Origin of the sequence: Emticicia sp. C21 (genome assembly GCF_003418935.1) — a bacterium.
In the GTDB taxonomy this organism is placed as follows: Bacteria; Bacteroidota; Bacteroidia; order Cytophagales; family Spirosomataceae; genus Emticicia.
Map to the genome: position 1 here is coordinate 1,154,924 of NZ_QVMT01000001.1, position 20,169 is coordinate 1,175,092.

At 40.4% G+C, this 20,169-nt stretch carries 18 protein-coding genes; 7 read left to right on the forward strand and 11 right to left on the reverse strand.

The window, feature by feature from the left end:
• Window positions 1–17: 17 nt before the first annotated feature.
• From D0T08_RS04635 to D0T08_RS04660, 6 genes are all read right to left on the reverse strand, one after another.
• Window positions 18–1,025 (reverse strand): Gfo/Idh/MocA family oxidoreductase, encoded by a 1,008-nt coding sequence (locus D0T08_RS04635; RefSeq protein ID WP_116981399.1) that lies wholly within the window; start codon window positions 1,023–1,025, stop codon window positions 18–20.
• 104 nt (window positions 1,026–1,129) lie between these two features.
• Window positions 1,130–2,449, reverse strand: a complete 1,320-nt coding sequence (gene thrC / locus D0T08_RS04640) for a threonine synthase (protein ID WP_116981400.1) — start codon at window positions 2,447–2,449, stop codon at window positions 1,130–1,132.
• Between the two features lie 291 nt (window positions 2,450–2,740).
• Window positions 2,741–3,844, reverse strand: a complete 1,104-nt coding sequence (gene carA, locus D0T08_RS04645; protein WP_116981401.1) for a glutamine-hydrolyzing carbamoyl-phosphate synthase small subunit — start codon at window positions 3,842–3,844, stop codon at window positions 2,741–2,743.
• 312 nt (window positions 3,845–4,156) lie between these two features.
• Window positions 4,157–4,873, reverse strand: a complete 717-nt coding sequence (locus tag D0T08_RS04650; protein WP_116981402.1) for a carboxypeptidase-like regulatory domain-containing protein — start codon at window positions 4,871–4,873, stop codon at window positions 4,157–4,159.
• Window positions 4,874–4,944: 71 nt separating this feature from the next.
• Entirely contained in the window at window positions 4,945–5,778 is an 834-nt protein-coding gene (locus tag D0T08_RS04655; RefSeq protein ID WP_116981403.1) for a phosphatidate cytidylyltransferase, read from the reverse strand.
• Window positions 5,750–5,977 carry a DUF2007 domain-containing protein gene (locus tag D0T08_RS04660; protein ID WP_116981404.1) on the reverse strand — a complete coding sequence of 76 codons (228 nt, stop codon included), beginning with the start codon at window positions 5,975–5,977 and terminating at the stop codon, window positions 5,750–5,752. The genes D0T08_RS04655 and D0T08_RS04660 overlap by 29 nt, the downstream gene beginning before the upstream one ends.
• Before the next feature lie 155 nt (window positions 5,978–6,132).
• On the opposite strand from D0T08_RS04660, the gene D0T08_RS04665 reads away from it, so the two are divergent.
• Window positions 6,133–6,765 carry a response regulator transcription factor gene (locus D0T08_RS04665; protein ID WP_116981405.1) on the forward strand — a complete coding sequence of 211 codons (633 nt, stop codon included), beginning with the start codon at window positions 6,133–6,135 and terminating at the stop codon, window positions 6,763–6,765.
• Here D0T08_RS04665 and D0T08_RS04670 read toward each other — a convergent pair.
• The gene (locus D0T08_RS04670; protein ID WP_116981406.1) at window positions 6,731–8,893 is read right to left on the reverse strand and encodes a sensor histidine kinase; all 2,163 of its coding nucleotides are present in this window, start codon (window positions 8,891–8,893) and stop codon (window positions 6,731–6,733) included. The genes D0T08_RS04665 and D0T08_RS04670 overlap by 35 nt on opposite strands.
• 357 nt (window positions 8,894–9,250) lie before the next feature.
• On the opposite strand from D0T08_RS04670, the gene D0T08_RS04675 reads away from it, so the two are divergent.
• The 5 genes from D0T08_RS04675 (at window position 9,251) to D0T08_RS04695 (ending at window position 15,043) form a co-directional block, all read left to right on the forward strand.
• Window positions 9,251–10,774 carry a hypothetical protein gene (locus tag D0T08_RS04675; RefSeq protein WP_116981407.1) on the forward strand — a complete coding sequence of 508 codons (1,524 nt, stop codon included), beginning with the start codon at window positions 9,251–9,253 and terminating at the stop codon, window positions 10,772–10,774.
• Between the two features lie 7 nt (window positions 10,775–10,781).
• Window positions 10,782–11,849: a M43 family zinc metalloprotease gene (locus tag D0T08_RS04680; RefSeq protein ID WP_116981408.1), complete on the forward strand. Its 1,068-nt coding sequence runs from the start codon at window positions 10,782–10,784 to the stop codon at window positions 11,847–11,849.
• Window positions 11,850–11,899: 50 nt separating this feature from the next.
• Window positions 11,900–13,381, forward strand: a complete 1,482-nt coding sequence (locus tag D0T08_RS04685; RefSeq protein WP_116981409.1) for a hypothetical protein — start codon at window positions 11,900–11,902, stop codon at window positions 13,379–13,381.
• A gap of 7 nt (window positions 13,382–13,388) precedes the next feature.
• Window positions 13,389–14,459 (forward strand): M43 family zinc metalloprotease, encoded by a 1,071-nt coding sequence (locus D0T08_RS04690; RefSeq protein WP_116981410.1) that lies wholly within the window; start codon window positions 13,389–13,391, stop codon window positions 14,457–14,459.
• Window positions 14,460–14,674: 215 nt separating this feature from the next.
• Window positions 14,675–15,043 (forward strand): LytTR family DNA-binding domain-containing protein, encoded by a 369-nt coding sequence (locus tag D0T08_RS04695; protein ID WP_116981411.1) that lies wholly within the window; start codon window positions 14,675–14,677, stop codon window positions 15,041–15,043.
• Here the strand turns inward: D0T08_RS04695 and D0T08_RS04700 are convergent.
• From D0T08_RS04700 to D0T08_RS04715, 4 genes are all read right to left on the reverse strand, one after another.
• Entirely contained in the window at window positions 15,040–16,119 is a 1,080-nt protein-coding gene (locus tag D0T08_RS04700) for a dipeptidase (RefSeq protein WP_116981412.1), read from the reverse strand. The genes D0T08_RS04695 and D0T08_RS04700 overlap by 4 nt on opposite strands.
• A 58-nt stretch (window positions 16,120–16,177) precedes the next feature.
• Window positions 16,178–16,573: a four helix bundle protein gene (locus tag D0T08_RS04705; protein ID WP_116981413.1), complete on the reverse strand. Its 396-nt coding sequence runs from the start codon at window positions 16,571–16,573 to the stop codon at window positions 16,178–16,180.
• A gap of 97 nt (window positions 16,574–16,670) precedes the next feature.
• Window positions 16,671–17,141 carry a GNAT family N-acetyltransferase gene (locus D0T08_RS04710; RefSeq protein WP_116981414.1) on the reverse strand — a complete coding sequence of 157 codons (471 nt, stop codon included), beginning with the start codon at window positions 17,139–17,141 and terminating at the stop codon, window positions 16,671–16,673.
• 195 nt (window positions 17,142–17,336) lie between these two features.
• Window positions 17,337–18,236, reverse strand: a complete 900-nt coding sequence (locus D0T08_RS04715; protein WP_116981415.1) for an NTP transferase domain-containing protein — start codon at window positions 18,234–18,236, stop codon at window positions 17,337–17,339.
• Window positions 18,237–18,449: 213 nt separating this feature from the next.
• On the opposite strand from D0T08_RS04715, the gene D0T08_RS04720 reads away from it, so the two are divergent.
• Window positions 18,450–20,153 (forward strand): family 16 glycoside hydrolase, encoded by a 1,704-nt coding sequence (locus D0T08_RS04720; protein ID WP_116981416.1) that lies wholly within the window; start codon window positions 18,450–18,452, stop codon window positions 20,151–20,153.
• Window positions 20,154–20,169 lie beyond the last annotated feature (16 nt).

Here is a 20,169-nt window from a genome sequence, read left to right on the forward strand (position 1 = left end):
AATCACACAATCACTCATTAGATTTTCTTCACCGCCTCAATAATCTTCATCTGCTCTATAATCTGTTCGGGTTTGATGAATTGGTCTTTGCTTTCGGCGATAGTTTCGTAGAGGTTCTGGAATAAAAGACCCCAGTTGCCGGGTTCAGTGTCTACATGTCCTTTGAAAGATACGCCGTTGATTTCTGCATTCAATATGCCGCTATTCGCCTTAGATTCTATGCCAAAGCCCTCCATGCTGGGCATTAATCCGGCTTTGAGGTTATCTTCCTGTACATCCAGGCCATATTTTATAAACGAGCCTTTCGTGCCATGTATCACATATCTTGGGCCTTCTTCTCTCACCAGAAGGCTTGATTTAAGGGTGACCTTTAATTTACCATAATCAAGTCTGATGTCAAAAGCATCATCAATTTCTGAGCCTTCGCGTTGAACATAAGTTTCTCCCCAGACATTTTTCGGTGCACCAAAAAGTGTGATAGTCTGGTCGATGATGTGGGCTCCTAAATCATAGAGAATGCCATTGGCAGGACTTACTACTTCTTTCCATCTCTTAGGATTCAGCACAGGTTTATATCGATCATAATGAGCTTCGTAGCTGATTAATTCACCTAATATGCCACTATCTACTACTTTTCTTACGGTTCTGAAATCACCATCGAAACGTCTGTTCTGGAAAATGTATACTACTTTATTCTTTTCCTTAGCCAACGCAACGATTTCTTCTGCTTCCGCTACTGTAGACGTGAAAGGTTTTTCTACCAGAATATGTTTGTTAGCATTCAGGCTTTTGATGGCTAATTCGTGGTGTGTTGAGCTTGGTGTGCAGATGCTTACCAAATCAATTTCAGCGTCGGCCAATACTTCATCAATATGTTTGGCTACGCTTACACTAGGAAAAATAGCGCGTGGGTCCTGACTATTGCAAACAACGGTCTTTAAACGGAAATTCGGATTAGCTTCAAAGAAAGGGGCTTGCAGATATCTGCCTGATAATCCAAAACCTACTAAGGCTACGTTAATCATGATTCTTAGAGAATAAGGTTGTAAATGATGGGCTAAATTAAGTAAAAAAGCCTTGTTGTATAAATACAGCAAGGCTTTTTTATAATACTAATTTGACTTATCTGTTAAGCCTTTGAGAAAGCTTTTACTATTGTTTGTTTAAACTCATCGTAGTCGGTGCTTATTCTGGTAGCTTGTTTTTCTTTATCTAATAAGGCCGACAATCTTTCAGGAATGGTTTGCTCGCCGATTACTTCCTCTACCACATCGAGGAATTTGGCATAGTGGGCTGTTGATAAAAATACACCCGTTACGGGTTGGTCAAGGGTTTTAATATAATCCTGCAGACCCAGATAAGCCACAGCTGTATGCGGACACATCACATAACCTGTGCGCTCGTATACCACACGCATAGCATTACGGGTTTCGGTGTCTGAATAGAAATAGCCTTTCAGCATTTTCTGCATGACTGCTAAATCATTATCAAACAAAGCCTGCATACGTGGGAAATTGCTTGGATTTCCTACATCCATTGCATTAGAGATGGTTGATAATGATGGGCTAATGGGTTCGTAAATACCTGATTCGAGATACTCAGGAACTACTTTATTGACATTGGTAGCAGCTACAAACTGTTTGACAGGCATACCCATACGCCAGGCAATGATTCCGGCACTTAAGTTGCCGAAGTTACCACTAGGTACAGATATTACCAATTCGTTCGCCAGACCCTTTTTCTTCAATTGCGCATAGGCATTCACATAATAAAATGCCTGTGGAATGAGACGGGCAATGTTGATAGAATTTGCCGAAGCTAAAGAGAATAGGGATGTTAACTCTTTATCTAAAAACGCCTGTTTAACCAGTTTCTGACAATCATCAAAAGTACCTTCCACTTCCAGTGCACTTACATTTTTGCCGAGAGTAGTCAATTGTTTTTCCTGAATGTCGCTTACTTTGCCGCTTGGGTAAAGAATAGTGACATCAATATTAGGTGTCTGATAAAACCCTTGTGCTACTGCTCCACCCGTATCGCCTGAAGTTGCTACCAGAATATGTATCTGTTTTTCAGATTTTTGCAGGAAGTACGACATCAAAGCAGCCATGAATCTGGCACCAAAATCTTTGAATGCCATGGATGGGCCATGAAACAACTCAAGGCAATAAGTATCGTCTTCTACCTCTACCAAAGGAGCCGGAAAATCAATGGCTTTGTTTACTAAATCTTTTAAATCATCGGCAGGCACATCATCGCCAATTAAGGCATGGGCTATTTCGTAAGCAATTTCCTGTAGGCTTAGATTAGCTACATTATCCCAGAACGATGGTGGTAATTTTGGGATTGAGGTAGGCATATATAGGCCATTGTCAGGGGGTAATCCACGGAAAATGGCTTCTTCCAAGGCTACATCAGGGCTTTGATGTTTGGTACTGTATAATTGCATAGGGATGGTTGTCAGAAAATGATTTTGTCCAATTTTGTAGAGACACAATGCATTGCGTCTTCAGGGGATTATCCTATTCTATAAATTTTAATTGGGGAGGGATTTCTGAAAACCAAATATAGATTTTCGAATTTACAGACCAATGAAGACGCAATGCATTCGGTTGGTCGTCACCACGTCTCTACGAAAACAATAAATAATTGTTTGTCTCCCCTGTTTACAAATATAGGACGATTTGAAAAACCGTCCTATCAATTTATCTTTTCGCTTTTAATGCTACGCCCGAGCGTATTATTTATCAAGCATTTTCACAAAATCATCAAATAAATATCTTGAATCATGAGGGCCTGGTGAGGCTTCCGGGTGATACTGAACCGAGAAAGCCGGTTTATCTTTACGACGGATACCCTCAATTGTATTATCGTTCAGATTCACGTGTGTCAGTTCGATATTTTCATTGTTTCTTACCTCGTCCGGTTTTACGGCAAAACCATGATTCTGAGAAGTCACCTCACAAAGACCTGTAATCAGGTTTTTAACCGGGTGATTCAAGCCACGGTGACCGTTTTTCATTTTGTAGGTATCAATACCACTGGCCAGAGCCAATAGCTGATGTCCCAGGCAGATACCGAATACCGGTTTACCCTCTTCTACTACTTCTTTGATGGTCTCAACTGCATAAGGCATAGCCGACGGGTCGCCGGGGCCATTTGATAAGAAGAAGCCATCGGGGTTAAACTCTTTAATCTCTTCAAGACTTGACTTGGCATTGAAGACCTTGATGTAACAATCTCTTTGCGTGAAGTTATTCAGGATACTTTTCTTTACACCAAAGTCTAGTACGGCTACTTTATATTTTGCATCTTCCGAACCAAGCGTATAAGGCTCAGGTGTACTTACTACCGACGAAAGTTCAAGACCTTCCATCGACGGACATTTTTTTAATTCTACCATTAAATCTTCCGGATCAAGAATCTCAGAAGAGATAATACAGTTCATAACCCCCTTATCGCGGATATGGCGCACAACCTGGCGTGTATCTACATCGCAGATGCCTACAATACCTGCGCGTTCAAAATATTCCTGCAAAGAAAAATCGGCCGTTGTGCGTGAGTAATAATGGTTGGCAAAAGCATTACAAACCATACCACTGATTGTCACACTCTTGGATTCTTCCTCTTCGTCTAATACTACGCCATAGTTACCAATGTGCGAAGTAGTGTTAACAACGATTTGGCCAAAATAAGACGGGTCGGTATAAATTTCCTGATAGCCGGTCATACCGGTATTGAAACAGATTTCGCCAGCCGAAGTACCAATTTTACCTAGAGCTTTACCTTTGAAAAAAGTACCATCTTCAAGGAGTAAAATGGCGTCAGAAGGAATATGAGTCATTGAGAGAAGATTGTATATGTTCCGATAAATATGAATAAATCTGTCTTGTCTGCTATTTTGTAGCCATCAATTCAAGTACAGTATCGGAGAACAAAGTTATAGAAAAATCGGATAAGTTGGGAAGAAATCTATGATAGTGCGTATCTTTTCTTTTTAAAGTACAATTATTGTAAAGGAAAGTGATATTCGAATAACGGTTGGTATATATAAGTAGGGGTTCAAAATTTTGAACCCCCGTCCGATGAGTAAATGAGTAGAGACAGGGCATTGCCCTGTCCCTACCACAATATCAGATAATTATATCTCCCTTATTTAATTATTCTTCTTCAGATTATCTCTGAAATACTGGTCTCTGGTTACGTTATCGCTTGGGGCAGCTTCGGCACCTGCTTTCCATGATTTATCTTTCCATGCCCCGCTTTTAATTGATTTCACGAAATTGGCCCATGAGAATGGGTTCAATAACGGGTTGGTTGTCAGCTGTCCTCTGCTCTCTATCTGTTTGATAAACTGGTTTTGTCCATATTTGAAGTTATCGTAAGAAGTCATCCCATGCACGGCGGCCATTTTGGCTATATTTTCAGCACTATAAGTTTCACGCAGAATCTGTCTTTCACGCTCGTCCGGTAGCTTCATATCTACCAATGCCTGCTTGAATTCTTCTTCGGTGCTGAACGGATAAACTTTAACTTCTTTTAACAATTTAGAGTCTACCTGTAGCTCTACGAATACCGAATAATCAATATCTGTCTTCTTCGGAATCACATGGAATTGCTTTTTGAAACCCAGGTAGCTGAACACCACTGTATCACCCGGAAATACTGATAAAGCAAAATAACCTCTGTTATTCGATAAGGTACCTCTACCTGCTTGTGGGAGGGTAATATAGGCTCCTGGTAGGGGTTCTTTGGTTTGTCCGTCAATGACTACACCCGAAAAGGTAACATTTTTTATTTCGCCCTGAGCATGCACTAACTGGCTCGTTATCAGGCAAATAAATATAAACAGATATGTAAGATTTCTTTTCATAGTATAGTCAATAAGGGTACAATCATACAGAGTTTAAAACATTTTTTTCAGTCGGATAGGTTCAAAAAAGATTAAGCAAAAATCTTTAAGAACGTAACGATAAAAGGCATTGAAAGTAAGAGTCCATCGAATCTGTCCAGAAATCCACCATGCCCCGGAATCATACTTCCTGAATCTTTGATAGCAATACTACGCTTAAATAATGATTCTACCAAATCTCCGAGGGTGCCTGTAACAGAAATAATGGCAGCGATTCCGTACCATTGCCAGGGCAAGATACAATCGAAGTACCGTGTTAATATAAACGCTATAAACAAACCCAATATTGCCCCTCCAAAGAAGCCCTCCCAGGTCTTTTTAGGTGATACACGCTCAAATAATTTGCGTTTGCCCAGGAATCTTCCGGCAAAATAGGCGCCTGTATCATTGGCCCATAAAATAAACAAACAACCCAGTAATAATTTAGGCTCATAGCCTCTATCAGTCAGCACCAGTTCGTTGATTAAGGCAAAGGGTACTGCCACATAAGTAATCCCTAAAAAAGTGTACCCAAGGTTGGCAAAGGGCTTTGAATCTCTCTTTTTATACAATTTTATAAAGAAAGTCGTAGTAAGCAGAGGCACAATTATATAGTAAAACTTAAACGGAATCATGTCTTTCTCAATAAAGAAAGTAAGGGCATTCAGCACGATACCGCAGAATGTTCCGTAGAAAGTCAGGGGCAGATTGGCGTCTAATTTTAATAGCTTATAAAACTCCCGCTGGGTGAGTACGCTGATGGCCAGAAACAAAATCCAGAATGTCCATTCATTGTAGAGCACAGCGGTCAGGATAATAGTTACTCCGATAACAGCAGCAATGATTCGTTGGGTAAGGTTAGAGAGTTGGTTTAGTTTCTGTGTCATTTTGGTTAAATATATCAATAATCACTTTGGCAATATCTTCCTGGTGATCCGGCACTTGTATTTCGCACCATCCCCAAAGATAATTGCGGTCTTTTTTATTTAAAACTACAGCCATCACTTCGTGGGTCAGCAATTCATTCTTGAGAAGTTCTGCTTTAAAAACATTGGGAGTCTCAAAAACTTTTACCCATTTTACCATAGTTTTCCTGTTATATTTTCACCAAATATAGAGGTATTTTCTTTAATAGTGTACCCTGTACTCTGTTACCAGGTGTATTTTTAATTTTTTTTTCAGCAAGACGAAAAAAAACCTAACTTGCTTCTGATTATACCTTTGCTTTTTAAAAAACATCAATGCGCCTGATTCTGCTAGATGATCATTACCTTTTCGGACAATCACTTTATTCTCTGCTCATACAAATGAAGGGAGTACAGCAGATTAATGTATTCAGGAGGGCATCAGAAGTTCTGGGGTATTTAACAGAAAATGAGGCTGATGTGGTAATTTCAGATCTGCAAATGCCTGAAATGAATGGTCTGGAACTGACGGCTAAATTGCATGAACAATATCCGCAAATCAGGGTATTGATTCTTACTATTGACGATGAACCCTACAAAATCAGACAAGCGGTGGCGGCAGGTGCATCGGGTTATTTATTGAAAGATACCGACAAAGCCGAACTGGAAGAGGCGATACAAAAGCTTTATCAGGGTCTACCTTATTATAGCGAGAAAGTTTTAAAACTGATTACAAGTGAAAAAAACCATAATGGGCTTCCGGGTAACGAGCTTTCGCAATTATCTAACCGCGAAATTGATGTATTGAAACTCATTGCACAGGAATATTCTACCAACGAGATAGCCGAGAAACTATTTGTTAGTGTAAATACGATAGAGTCTCATAGAAAAAGCCTGATAAAAAAGCTGGACGCCAAAAATGTAGTGGGTCTTATCAAGTTTGCGATGCGCTATAAACTGGTTGATTAATTGGTATACTGATATGAGTGACAGTGCCGTTGCCTGCATTAGACGAAATATCTATGAACCCGCCCATAGCTTCTACCCTTTCTTCAATAATGGTTAGTCCTTTCCCTTTCAATTGTGCCTCGGTTACGCTGTATTCTATGCCTTTGCCATTGTCACGGACAAATAGTTCCAGTGTATTATTATTCTGACGAAAGGTAATAACCCCATCGGTAGCTTCAGCGTGTTTCAGTATATTATTGATGAGTTCTAAACAGATAGAATAAAGGTGAAAGCTTACGGTTTTGTCTAACGAAATATCTTTTAAGCCTTTGGTATTTAAGGTAAACTCTATTTTTGTCGAAAAATTCAATCTTTCTATCATTTTCTCGAGAGCCTTTTCGAGTCCGAATTTCTCCAGTTCTTCCGGTAATAGATTATGAGAAATCAATCGTACCTCCCGGCAGGCATCTTCTACCATCTGTTGGAGTTGCCCGTAAACTTTTTTATCCTGATTAGGCAGTTTTTCGCTGTTTAAGGTTAATAAACTGACTCTTACAGCGGAGAGCAATGAGCCGACATTGTCATGCAATTCGGAAGCTACACGTTTTCGTTCAATGGTTTGTCCTTTGAGTAATGCTTCCTGTATTTCGCGGTTTTTTGCCCTTAATTGCCTGTTTTTTTTCTGCAACACCAGACTATAGATAATGGCCGAAATGCCTAATATGGATATCAGCCCCATAATCAACCATAACGATGTCCGTCTTTGTTCTTCAAGTGTCAGCTTGTTACCCAGTTCGTTGAGTTTTATTTGTTTGTGTAGTTTTTCCTGTTCATGCGTTTGCCTTTCAGACTGAATCTTCAATTGTTGTGCAGTGGCCAGCGCCTCTTCTTTTTCCAGTTCTTCGCTGATGGCTGTCAATCGGTATTCCTGCATCAATTTTTCACTTTTCAGGCTTGCCAGTTCATATTGCTTCTGAATCGCATTTACTCGGTACTCTTCAATAATCTTTTCTTTATCCCGTTGAATTTTTGCCTGATTCAATTCGTACAAACGTCTCACATCGCCCAGATCAATAATCCTCTTTTTTATATCGTTGCTATCTTTTAATCTCCAGTATTTCTGGCTGGCCCTTAATGCCTCCAGTTCATTGCCCATAGCCCTATGAGCTTTATAAATAATATCATAAGTAAAGGGCTGTAACAAAATCAACTTATTTTTTATTGAATACGCCAAAGATTTATCAGCAAATTCTAAGGCTTTCCGGTTATCATTCAGATTAAGGTTTGCCCAGGCAATGCTATTATACACCGTTGCTATACCTTCTTCATTCGCATTAGCAAAATTTATTTTCAAAGCTTCATCATAATAAGGTAGTGACTTATTGGCGTTTCCGTTGGCATTGTAGAAATCTCCCAGTTCTTCATTGGCATTGGCAATGGCAATATCCCATTTGGTTTTCTTCATCATTTCCAATTGCAAAAGATAGGAGTTTTCGGCTTCGGGTATCTTTTTCCATCTATTGTAAATTTTGGCTAAAGTGCCTTGCAGATTACCCTTGTTAATCACAAGCATGGTTTTTACATTGCTGGCAGGGTCATTAATACTATTCAGCGATTGCAGAATATACTTTTCGGCGTTGGGATAATCGCCGGAATACAGAAAGATATTGCCCATTATCTGTTCAATTTTCCACCGTTGCCCACAATCTTTTCCTAGTTGTTCGCATAAATCAATGGCTTCAAAACACAATTTCAGCGACTCTGAATACTCGTGTAAGCGATTATGCCTGAGTTCTTTTCTGAAAAGGGCATCCATCATCAATCGCTTTTTATTATATTTTTTTGCGTACCTGTACAGTTGGTCGGCATAGATAGCAGCCGTATCCAGATTAAAACGGTTGGCATCTACATAGACTTCGCTCATCATGGTAAATAGGGCAATGCGTAAGGAATCGTACGCCGGTGTCTGTGGTTTGCTGGCTAGTTCTTTTTCCAGCAACTTACCCACTACTTTTAGGCTATCTTCATAGTGTTTTTCTCCGTTTCGGCTGGGTAGAAATTTAGGGATATGAAGTTTTGTGTTCTGTGCATAAGCCGACAGAACAGGTAATAATAGAAAACACAAGAAGAAACTATAGCTGTATTTCATCTAAATGGTGGTAGTTCTAAATCCATTATTGTAGAGACGACTTGTAGGCGTCTCCAGAGTCTATGCAATCCCAGAATGCTATGTCAGGAAGATAAAAAGAATAGAAAATTTTCTTATTCTCATCGTCCCAAGGAGACGCCTACAAGTCGTCTCTACGGAAATGGATATATTTAAAGAGTGCTTATTTTAAACCTTAATCCTCCATAAAATTAACTGATTCTTCTAAAAAACAAGAGGCTTTACTTAAAATTCACGGTTTTCCGTGAGTTAAATAACGGTTTTCCGTAATTGACTGCTATGGGATAATATCGGAGTTTTGCTAAACCAATTTTGTCTACTATTATTTACTGGTCAGCCATGAAAAAACTCCTATTATTTATCTTCATATCAGCATCAGCTTTGGGGCAATCAGTAGAGATAGCTCCAAATAACTCCTCTGGGTCTTCAAATGCTATTATAAAAAAAGTGGGGATAGGTTTTGAACATACCGATGGTACCATCAGAATAGGTACTTATGTAAATAGTGCCTATGGTGCATTCATTCAGACACATTCTAATCACCCCTTAGGATTTGCTACCAATGATGGTAACAGGCAGTTTGTTATTAATACTAACGGAAGAGTAGGTATCGGTCCCGATCTGCCTGCTTACTGGTTAGACGTAAACGGACGGGCAAGAATAAAGCATTATACCTCAGCATCTCCATCAGTCAATGAAACAGCAGGTATCTGGTATAATAAGTCTAATAATTCAGTGGGGGTTTTTGCAGGTATGTATAACGATGAAATGTACGGTTTGTCTGGTATGGGTTCAGATTTACTCTGGAAATTCGGTTTTGACCTGGTGAATACCAAAATGGGTATAGGCACCATGACACCCAAACACCCTTTGACATTTCCGAGTACTATAGGGCAGAAAATTTCATTCTGGGGTGGTACTAACGCCGTTACTGACAACAATTATGGCATTGGTGTGCAATCGTCTGCATTCCAGTTTCATGTACCAACTACCAACGACAATATTGTTTTTGGCACAGGCAGAAGCGGCGCTTTTACTGAAAACATGCGTATAACCGGTACAGGCAATATAGGGATTCGCAGATCTAACCCACAGAGTACTTTAGAGGTAGCCAGAGGAGAAGGAATAAATGGTACAGCCGCCTTTTTTGGCACTACGCACACTTCACATTTCAATTATAGTACCGACGAAAATACGTATATCAGGGGCGGAAAGGCTAATTCAAACGTCATTATTAATGATGTATTTGGTTTGGGCAATGTGGGTATTGGTACCGATAGGCCTAGTTCCAATACCAAATTACATGTACATACCGTCAATGATTTTTATGGGCTTCTGCATACAAATGAAGCAGGTTTAAAGATGGGCACTTATGCCGGCTTTCACCAAGGTTATTTCGGAACTTTTAATAATTACCCATTGGCTTTAACAGTAAATAGCTATCCTGCTTTAACAATCAGCACCGACCAGCGATTTCAGTTTGGTGCTGCCGGTACGCCTACAGGATATAAAATGAGTGTTGATGGTAAGATTATCTGCACTGATATAACTACACTGCCTACCTCATCATGGCCTGATTATGTATTCAAATCTGGTTATCAACTAAAACCCTTACATGAAGTAGAAAATTTCATACAAGCCAACGGGCATCTGCCCAATATTCCAAAAGCAGAAGATATGGAAACCAAAGGAGTATCCCTGGGGCATATGAGTAAGCTGCAAATGGAGAAAATAGAAGAACTGACACTATACATGATAGAAATGAATAAAACCCTCACAGAAACAAATAAGAGGTTGAAAAAAGTAGAAGAAGAAAACAAATTACTGAAACAAGAATTAATCGCTACTAAATCTCAGCACTAATCAACCCATGAAAAAACTCCTATTGCTACTATTAACATTGGTTTATACCCATGTAAGTGCCCAGACTATTGAGTGTGATATGCATGCTACAGGTAAGCCTATTATTTTTAGCCAGAAACAAAAAGATAGTTTAAAATTAACCAATGCCATTAATGCACCTTATACCGTAAAGATTTTTGTCACTGTTTTTGCCGATGATAATGGTACCAACAGAGGGGCTACCGATGCGGATATTTTAAGACAGGTGCAGAATATGGTCAATCAGTATCAACCACAGAATATCTGCTTCATTCTGGGGGGTATCAGACAGGTAAACAACTCTGACCTGAACGACCATGTGAAAGCAGATGAAGCCGCAGAAGTGCTTCCTTACAGAGTAAGTGGATTTTTAAACATATTCATTCATCGTTCACTACCCGGCCTTAATGGTACAGCTTATGGTATTCCGAATACATATCTGAGCCTATCAGGTGGAGCCATTGCCAGCCTCGACAATACGTCTACGCTAGGGCATGAAATGGGACATTGCCTTGGGCTTTATCATACATTTGAGACATGGCAAGGCACAAATCCGGAGAACGTTGACCGTTCGGGTAATTGTTTAAACTGTAGCACAGCCGGAGATGTACTATGCGATACCCCTGCCGACGATGATGGAGGCGTAGACATTAACTGTAATTATATTGGTGGCGGCACAGACGCCTGTAATGTAAGCTATGCGCCCATGACCATTAATATGATGGGCTATGGACACCGACCATGCAGAAGTGTCTTTACTACTGACCAACGCGACCGGATGCATGCCTTTTTGACTACCGATAATTCATTAAGCCCTCTGGTAGCGCATGATATTCTTTATACACCGGTTTTCGGCAATTATACGGTTTCGAGTGGCACAAGTTATACTTTAGCCCGCGAAATGGTCTATGTATCGGAGGGAAATGCCAATCTGACTGTCAATGGCACGGCTCAGCAGTTTTTTCAGGCTAAAAAAGTATCCCTCAAATCAGGGACTAAGTTCTCACCTGCTGCTGGTGGTAAAGTATCAGTCAAATCCAATCCTTATTGTAATTAATCCCCGGAATTTTCTCAACCTTTTCAAATATCTCTTAATTTATATAAACCATGAAAAAACTTTTATTATTACTCTTTGTATCCGCATCGGCTTTAGGGCAATCGGTAGAAATCAGACCCGATGCTTATGGACTTCAACCTAACACTTTCATTACAAAAACAGGACGGGGCTTTGAGCAGACAGATGGCAGCGGTACAGTTAAGTTAGGTACTTTTGTCAATAACAGTTTAGCGTATATTCAGACCTACACCAATCACGCCCTAAGATTTGGTACTAATAGTGTCGGTCAGCAGTTTATTCTTAATACTGATGGCAAAATTGGGATAGGCGCTGATATTCCGTCTTATTGGCTGGATGTGAAAGGTCGGGCAAGAATCAAACATTTCAGTGGCGAAAGCGCCGGGATATGGTATAATAAAACCGATAATACCGAGGGTGCTTTTGTAGGGATGTATAACAACGACATCTATGGCCTATTTGGCATGGGAACAGTATCCAGCTGGAAATTCGGATTTGACCTGGTAAATACCAAAATGGGTATCGGAACTATGACACCTAAACACCCTCTGACATTCCCGAATGCGGTGGGAGATAAGATTTCGTTCTGGGGGGGCAATATTGCTACTACCGATAATCATTATGGCATTGGTGTGCAGGGGGCAGCTTTTCAGTTTTATGTACCAACCAATACCGATAATATTGTATTTGGCACAGGCAGAAGTGCGTCTTTTACAGAAAAAGTCAGAATAACAGGTGCCGGAAATGTCGGTATCGGTAAGAATAATCCGCAGGGGTCATTGGAAGTAACTCGGGGAACAGGGGTAAATGGTACAGCCGCCTTTTATGGTACCACACATACCTCTCATTTCAATTATAGTACAGAAGAGAATACCTTTATCAGAGGAGGGAAAGCCAATGCGCATGTACTTCTTAATGATTTGGCTGGCTTAGGCAATGTGGGCATTGGTACAGCAGTACCTGCCCATAAATTACAGGTAAATACCACCGGAAACAACTCGGGTATTGTTCATGCCAATAATGTAGGTGTTCAGGTAGGTACTTATATAGGCTATAACATGGGATGGTTGGGGACATTCTCTAATCACCCATTGGCTTTATTTGTGAATAACGGCCAGCCTGCCCTTACTATCACCGCCGACGAGCGTTTTCAGTTTGGTGGGTCAACCATTCCGGCAGGGTATAAAATGAGTGTAGATGGCAAGGTTATCTGCACCGAACTGGAGGTACTGGTTACTCCCTGGCCTGACTATGTTTTCAAGTCTGATTATCGCCTGAAACCCTTACATGAAGTAGAAAACTTTATTCAGGCCAACGGACATTTGCCTAATATCCCGAAAGCAGAAGAAATTGAAAACAAATCATTGGCAGTGGGTAATATGAGTAAACTGCAAATGGAAAAAATAGAGGAACTGACGCTCTACTTAATAGAAATCAATAAAAGATTGCAAAAAGTAGAAGAAGAAAACGCACAGCTAAAGAAAGCCTTACTCGCTACTAAATCCCAAAACTGATACGGCTATGAAAACACTCCTATTCTTCTTTATACTGTTTGCAAGTATAGTTTCGCAGGCACAAAACAAGATATGTGGTACAGTCGGTAAGGGCAAGCCCATTATTTTTTCAAAACAAACGATGGATAGCCTCAAATTGACAAATGCCATTAATACGCCCTATACAGTAAAAGTTTATGTGACCATTTTTGCTGATGATAACGGTACCAACAGATCGGATACAGATGCGCACATTAATGATTATATGCAGGTGATGACAAACGTTTTTCAGGCGCATAATATCTGTTTTCTGTTAGGAGGTATCAAACAGATAAATAATACTGACCTTAATAACCAGAACGTGGATACTGAGGAAAGTGAGCTGACACCCTATATAGAACCTGGATTTCTGAATATTTTCGTTCACAGAACTTTGCCCGGTTATTCAGGCTATGCCTATAATATTCCGAATACTTTTCTGAGTATCGTCGGGAATCTGTTTGAAGATGTGATTTTAGCACATGAAATGGGTCATTGCTTAGGCTTATACCACACTTTTGAGCCTTGGTTAGATAACAACGGCAACCCTACCAACAAAGAGAACGTCGCCCGTGCGGGCAATTGCCAGAACTGTACAACCGCCGGAGACGTATTGTGCGATACACCTGCCGATGATAATGGCGGTGTAAATGCAGCCTGCGTTTATACAGGCACAGGAAAAGATGCGTGTAATGCTTTTTATTCTCCCTTGACCAACAATGTAATGGGCTATGGCAATGCGGCTTGTAACGATACTTTTACGGCCGGACAGGGCGATAGAATGCGAACATTTCTGACAACCAATAACGACCTGAAAACCTTTACTTTACATGATGTGCTCTATACACCAGTCTTTGGCAATGTTACCATTTCAAGTGGTAAGGGTTATACCTTGGCCAGAGATCGGGTTTTTGTATCGGATGGAAATGCCAATCTGACAGTAAATGGTACAGCTCAGCAATTTTTTCAGGCCAAAAAAGTATCACTCAGATCAGGCACTAAGTTTTCGCCCGCTGTTGGTGGAAAAGTATCTGTTAAATCTAATCCTTTTTGTAATTAATCATTCTATTATTTGAATTATACACAAGGGGCATATTGGCTTTGCTGATATGCCCACCCCTTCAAGGGTCATCTACAGATAAACCTGTAGTAATAAATCACGGTTTACCGTGATTGACAGACAATGTTTAATAAGCGAATTTTGTCTTCTTAGTCAAAGGAGTCCACACAAACCAATAAGTTGAATATATACGCCTTTAAAATCCCTTTTGAATCATGAAAACTAGAACCGAATTATTTAAAGAAGCTAACCTGTTATGGTTTGACCACAAGAAAAAATGTATCCCTGCCGACGAGGTAGTCTACCTGAAGAGTTTTGAAAACTACACCAGATTTTATCTGAGCAACGGAAAGCAGTTTATGTCGTCTCATACGATGAAAATCTATGAGCAACAATTGACAGATATGGGCGATTTCTCGCGTGTTCACAGAGGAACCTTACTAAACCTGAAGTATCTGACCAAATTTGAAAAGAATCCCGATGGGAACTGGGCCTACTTATCAACCGGAGAAAGGATTTTTGTATCCAGAAGAAAGCTGAAGAAGTTTGAAGAGCAAGCCCCTCAAACTTCTGCCAATGGTTAAGCCAATGCCTTACGCATGACTCTTAGCCAGTTTTTATGAAAAATATTTTCTATATCAGCATTTGTATAGCCTCTTTTGACTAGCAGATGCTGATATTTTTGTAAATCGGCGATGGTATCCAGGTCATACGGTGACTGCTCGGTACCGAAAGTACCATCCAAATCACTGCCAATGGCAATGTGCAGACTATTGCCTGTCATCTGGCAGATATGGTCGTAATGGTCAATCAATACTTCCAGATTAGCGCCTATCTCACGTGGGTTTATCTTTCTTTGTGTCAGGCCCGGTTTCAGCATCCATACATCCAGACAGCCGCCAATCACGGCATCTCTTTCTACCAGTCTTTTAATTTGCTCATCGTTTAACTGGCGTTGGTGCGGTACCAGTGTACGGCAATTGTGATGGCTTGCCCATACCTGTCCTTTGAAAAGCTCTAAGGCTTCATCAAAACCTTCATCAGTCAGGTGCGTAGCATCCAGCACCATGCCGAGTTTGTCCATTTCTTTTACCAGTTCCCTACCCTCTTTGGTGAGCCCGCCTGTCATACCTGTGCCGGGTGCATAACGTCCGGGGCCATAGTGTGCAGGGCCAATGGCACGTAGGCCATAAGCATAGGCTTTTTCGAGATAAGATAGATTTACCAGAGAATCAGCGCCCTCCAGACTCAGGATAAAACCTACGGGCTTAGTGGCATCGTCAATGGTCGTATTTTCCCATAAATCAATGTGGCTATCTAATTGGGCAGTAGTTGTAATCTGCACCATTTCACCGGCCTCTGCCATTGCCTGATACCATGATACCTGCGCCTGTGTCATAGCCCATGCCTGATGCGGAGAGTTCCAGCCGGAGCCAGGCATATTACCATTGCTTTCGCTATATCGGGCTAATTGGGTGGCTACCACTACTGCAATCTTGCCTTTACGCAGGTCAGGCAATGAGACTACTCCTTTGGCACGGTCAATTTTATCGGTCATGTCCTTTTCCATCGTCCGGATTTCTTCTACCGATCTTCTGTAGTCTCTATTCCATTCAATGGCATTCATGGCCATATCGAGGTGTGCGTCGATTATTAGCATATTTATTTAGTGAATGAGTGATTGAGTGAGTTAGTGATTAATTATAGCTGCGCTGTGATTATTGCTTGGTGTTTTTTCTGGCTTTCGAGAGAATTGACAGGAGTTCATAGCCTTCTTTAATTAAATCATTTAGACGTTCCTGAGTTTGGTAACCTAAATCTATAATCATTTCTAACCAGAAAATAGATTCATCTAATTCTTCAATAACGATAGAAATCTTTGAGAAAAATTCATTACGACTTCGGGCTCTCCTGACAGCCCTATAATTGGCAGCCGTTGAAGAAGATGACCTGACTAATTGGGTTTTAAACACATTGGCCTCTATTGAATTAGGAAGAGATTCTGATACTTTAATACATCTTATGGCAAAAGTTTTAATTCGCTTCATCATTAATTCAGCAAACTCTTCTTTGGGCATATAAGCAACCATAGCGTCTTCAAGAAAAAAACTCATAAAGTGTCAAGTTAAAAATTTTAGATCTTCTTTCTATGAAGTCCCAAAGCTAATTGCTCAAAAAATAATCACTCAACACCGGGCCGCGCAGGCTCAATCACTCAATTCTCAATTCCATCTCATCATTCGTAGCCTTAAATCCAAATTTCTCATAAATAGGTCTACCGTCCTCAGTGGCATGCAAAAGCACTCGTTTATAATTCCGCTCCTTAGCGGCTTCCAGAATATGATGAAAAACCTGTCTGCCGATGCCTTTTTTGCGCCATTCGGGTAATGTATAAATATTCATGATATAGGCTACACGACCATCTAATAACGTAAAGCCCGGCATGATTTTAGAGAAGCATAGCCCACTGGTTGACACGATTTCATTATCAACTTCTGCTACCCATACCACAATTTCATCGTTAGCCAGATATTGCCGAAAGAAGTCTTGTAAGATTTTATCCAGACCATCTTCGCTCACGAGGTGCGTTTCAGGACTTTGTACTTCTTTCAAAAATACAATCCTTAATCTTGCTAAATCGGGTATATCGGCAAGGGTGGCTTTACGATAAGTGATTTTCATTTATGGCAGTTCTAATTTGTGGGCGAACAAATAGTGTCATTTTAAATATATTATCCCTACGGGATACTTAATTTTAAAACTATAATCTTCCTACCGATATATCGTCCCTACGGGACTACAATTGAAATTTAATCTGTCATAATTAAGTCCCGTAGGGACGATATATTCAAATTATACAAATATCCTTAAGTACAATCAAGCCTCAACCGGATACAACCCACTCTCATGCAGTTTCCTCAAAGCTTCGGTAACGGTTGGTTTATCTTCCGGATAAGTTACACCAAACCATTCTGAAGCATTGGAGAATACTTTGCATTTGCCCAGACCATTCTGAATAAGGTAAGTCATCACGTTAGGAATGTAAAATTCTGCTTTAGGAGAATTGATATTTTTGGCAGAATATTCCTTAAACATGTCATTGATAACCGGGAATACGCTAGGCATAAAACCCCAGAAATTCATCGATACAATGGTATCATCTTCTAACTCAGTCAGAATATCGCTCTCTTCAAATACGATTTGTCCGTTTGGCTGGCGATAAATTTTGGTACGTTCATTCACTACCTCTAAGAATCCGTCTTTATCTAACTCACATACCCCTCTGGATACCGAACCGTTTTCTGATAATGTATTTTTAATCTGGTAGCCTACCATGGCCTGACAGGTTTCGTCGGTATTAGTTGACAAGAAATCAGCCATAATTTTAAAGCCTTCATAGCCATAAAAATCATCGGCGTTGATTACTGCAAACGGGGTGCTGGTTTGCTCCCACGCACATAATACGGCATGGCCTGTACCCCAGGGTTTGGTACGTTCAATTGTGCCTAATTCAGCTGGCACATAGCTTTGTACGCTCTGAATAGCAAAGTCATAATCAATTTTGCCTGCTAATTTAGGCCCGAATATTTCCTGAAAATCTTCTCTGAGTTCTTCTCTGATAATGAATACTATTTTGCCGAATCCGGCTTTGATAGCATCGTTTAATGAATAATCGATAATTGTTTCGCCATTAGGGCCAAACTTATCTAATTGTTTAATACCTCCATAGCGGCTACCCATTCCGGCCGCCAAAATCAATAAAGTTGGTTTCGACATAAAATGCTTTGGTTTCATTAATTCTCAACAAAAGTACAAAACTGTTTCGTTAACCATCAAAAAGTTTTTTCGATTTTAATTGTAAAAAATACAGTTAATCGCCTAGTTTTGTAGAAAGAAACTGCTTAAGCTAGTCCCGTTTTGCTCAAAACAGTATGTTTTGGCACTAAAACCTTAACTTTTACGGTTTCCAGAACTCTAACAGATTCAACCATGAACCTACGCTTACTGCCTGTTTTTGGGGCATTATTTCTTTGTTTTCAAGTATTTGCACAAGATTTTCCGCTTAATCAATTACCAACCGACAATTGGGATTCAGGTAACTGGAAACCAGCCGAAAGTGTTGATAATCCATTCGGCAAGAAAGCAGGTTTCACTGCCGGCAACAAACTCTTATTCTCAAACACCCCCGGCAAAACCACTTCAAAACTCATTACTGCCGATGCCAAAGTAAGATTTGAGTTTCTGCTGGGCAACAATAGCGATGGAGTGTTTTATATCCAGGGTCGTCACGGCATTGTGTTGAGCAATACGCGTGCAACAGGTGCTATCATCAGACCAGACGGCACTTTGCAATTGCCTGAGCAAAATGCAGGTAAAGCTGTTGGCTTATGGCAAAGTTTAGAAGTAACTTTTTCTGATGCCTCATTCGGTGGCTCATTAATCATAGAAAAAGTAACATTGAATGGCGTGGTGATTCACCAAGGCTATGTGATTCCGACAACTGGCACGAACGAAGGCCCGCTGGCATTTGAAAATAAAAGCGGCACTGTTGCCGTAAGAAATGTTCAGTATCTGAAATATAGCAAAGAAAAGCCTATAAAACTAAGCGATCTGACCTACGAAATGTACGAAACCTGGGACTGGAATCAGCAGTTTGCACCTAAGAAGGATACACCTAACGACAAAGGTACTGCTACTGCATTAACCAAAGATTTCGGTGCAGGCTTTAATCGTTTCTTATTGATTTTCAGAGGAAATATTGATGTAGAGAAAGATGGCAGTTATTCATTAATTGCTGATTATGCAGGTAAAGGCTCATTGAAAGTGGATGGCAAAGAGGTATTGCCTACAGAAAGTGGCGAAAGCTACAGAAAACCAAGAGCGGCTTATGTACAATTAACCAAAGGCAAACACCCGTTTGAACTACGCTACAATAAAGTATGGTGGAAAGCTGAATTAGGCTTATTTGCCGCAGGACCGGAAATCAGACCCTATGCCTTGCATGCCGAAACGTCTCTTCCATCGCCACAAGCGGTTGGTGAAATTGATATTACGCCAACTAGCCAGGTTGAATTGATTCGTTCGTTTGTGATGTTTAATGGTAAAAAACGTACACATGTCATTTCAGTAGGTACACCTGCCGGCACGCATTATACCTATGATTTAAATCAGGGTACTCCTTTGTATGCCTGGAGAGGAGATTTTGCTGATGTAACTGAAATGTTCTATCAGCGCGGCGAGCCTCAATTATTAAGACCAAGAGGAGTAAAAACTACTTTCTCGGGCAAACCAACGGTAGCAATTCTGGCAGATGCCAATGCCAATATGCCGGATACGCTGGATGAATATAAAGACCTGGTTTTCAAAGGATATTCGTTAGATGAAGCAGGTTTACCTGGTTTCAAATATCAATACAAAGGTGCTGAACTGACACAAAAGCTTGTTCCGTCGGCAGATGGCGGTATTACTACAACCATTACAGCTAGTGGTGGCAGCAATCTTTATGTAAAATTAGGCGAAGCTAAAACCATCACGATGATTAATAAAGGATTCTACCTATTAGAAAGCTCTGATAATGATAGCTATATTCAGCTAGACCCGAAATTGAAACCTGTGGTAAGAAACGCCTCTAAAGGCGGACAGGAAATTATTCTGCCATTGGGGGGTAGTGTTAGTTTTACTACTTTGTGGTAACCATCATTTTTAATAA

Coding starts and splice junctions, on each gene's coding strand:
- D0T08_RS04660 (WP_116981404.1), bottom strand. CDS start 5,977: ATGGTAAAATGGGTAAAAGTTTTTGAGACTCCCAATGTTTTTAAAGCA.
- D0T08_RS04710 (WP_116981414.1), bottom strand. CDS start 17,141: ATGAAAATCACTTATCGTAAAGCCACCCTTGCCGATATACCCGATTTA.
- D0T08_RS04655 (WP_116981403.1), bottom strand. CDS start 5,778: ATGACACAGAAACTAAACCAACTCTCTAACCTTACCCAACGAATCATT.
- thrC (WP_116981400.1), bottom strand. CDS start 2,449: ATGCAATTATACAGTACCAAACATCAAAGCCCTGATGTAGCCTTGGAA.
- D0T08_RS04715 (WP_116981415.1), bottom strand. CDS start 18,236: ATGTCGAAACCAACTTTATTGATTTTGGCGGCCGGAATGGGTAGCCGC.
- D0T08_RS04700 (WP_116981412.1), bottom strand. CDS start 16,119: ATGCTAATAATCGACGCACACCTCGATATGGCCATGAATGCCATTGAA.
- D0T08_RS04650 (WP_116981402.1), bottom strand. CDS start 4,873: ATGAAAAGAAATCTTACATATCTGTTTATATTTATTTGCCTGATAACG.
- D0T08_RS04705 (WP_116981413.1), bottom strand. CDS start 16,573: ATGAGTTTTTTTCTTGAAGACGCTATGGTTGCTTATATGCCCAAAGAA.
- D0T08_RS04690 (WP_116981410.1), top strand. CDS start 13,389: ATGAAAACACTCCTATTCTTCTTTATACTGTTTGCAAGTATAGTTTCG.
- D0T08_RS04695 (WP_116981411.1), top strand. CDS start 14,675: ATGAAAACTAGAACCGAATTATTTAAAGAAGCTAACCTGTTATGGTTT.
- D0T08_RS04670 (WP_116981406.1), bottom strand. CDS start 8,893: ATGAAATACAGCTATAGTTTCTTCTTGTGTTTTCTATTATTACCTGTT.
- D0T08_RS04680 (WP_116981408.1), top strand. CDS start 10,782: ATGAAAAAACTCCTATTGCTACTATTAACATTGGTTTATACCCATGTA.
- D0T08_RS04635 (WP_116981399.1), bottom strand. CDS start 1,025: ATGATTAACGTAGCCTTAGTAGGTTTTGGATTATCAGGCAGATATCTG.
- carA (WP_116981401.1), bottom strand. CDS start 3,844: ATGACTCATATTCCTTCTGACGCCATTTTACTCCTTGAAGATGGTACT.
- D0T08_RS04720 (WP_116981416.1), top strand. CDS start 18,450: ATGAACCTACGCTTACTGCCTGTTTTTGGGGCATTATTTCTTTGTTTT.
- D0T08_RS04685 (WP_116981409.1), top strand. CDS start 11,900: ATGAAAAAACTTTTATTATTACTCTTTGTATCCGCATCGGCTTTAGGG.
- D0T08_RS04675 (WP_116981407.1), top strand. CDS start 9,251: ATGAAAAAACTCCTATTATTTATCTTCATATCAGCATCAGCTTTGGGG.
- D0T08_RS04665 (WP_116981405.1), top strand. CDS start 6,133: ATGCGCCTGATTCTGCTAGATGATCATTACCTTTTCGGACAATCACTT.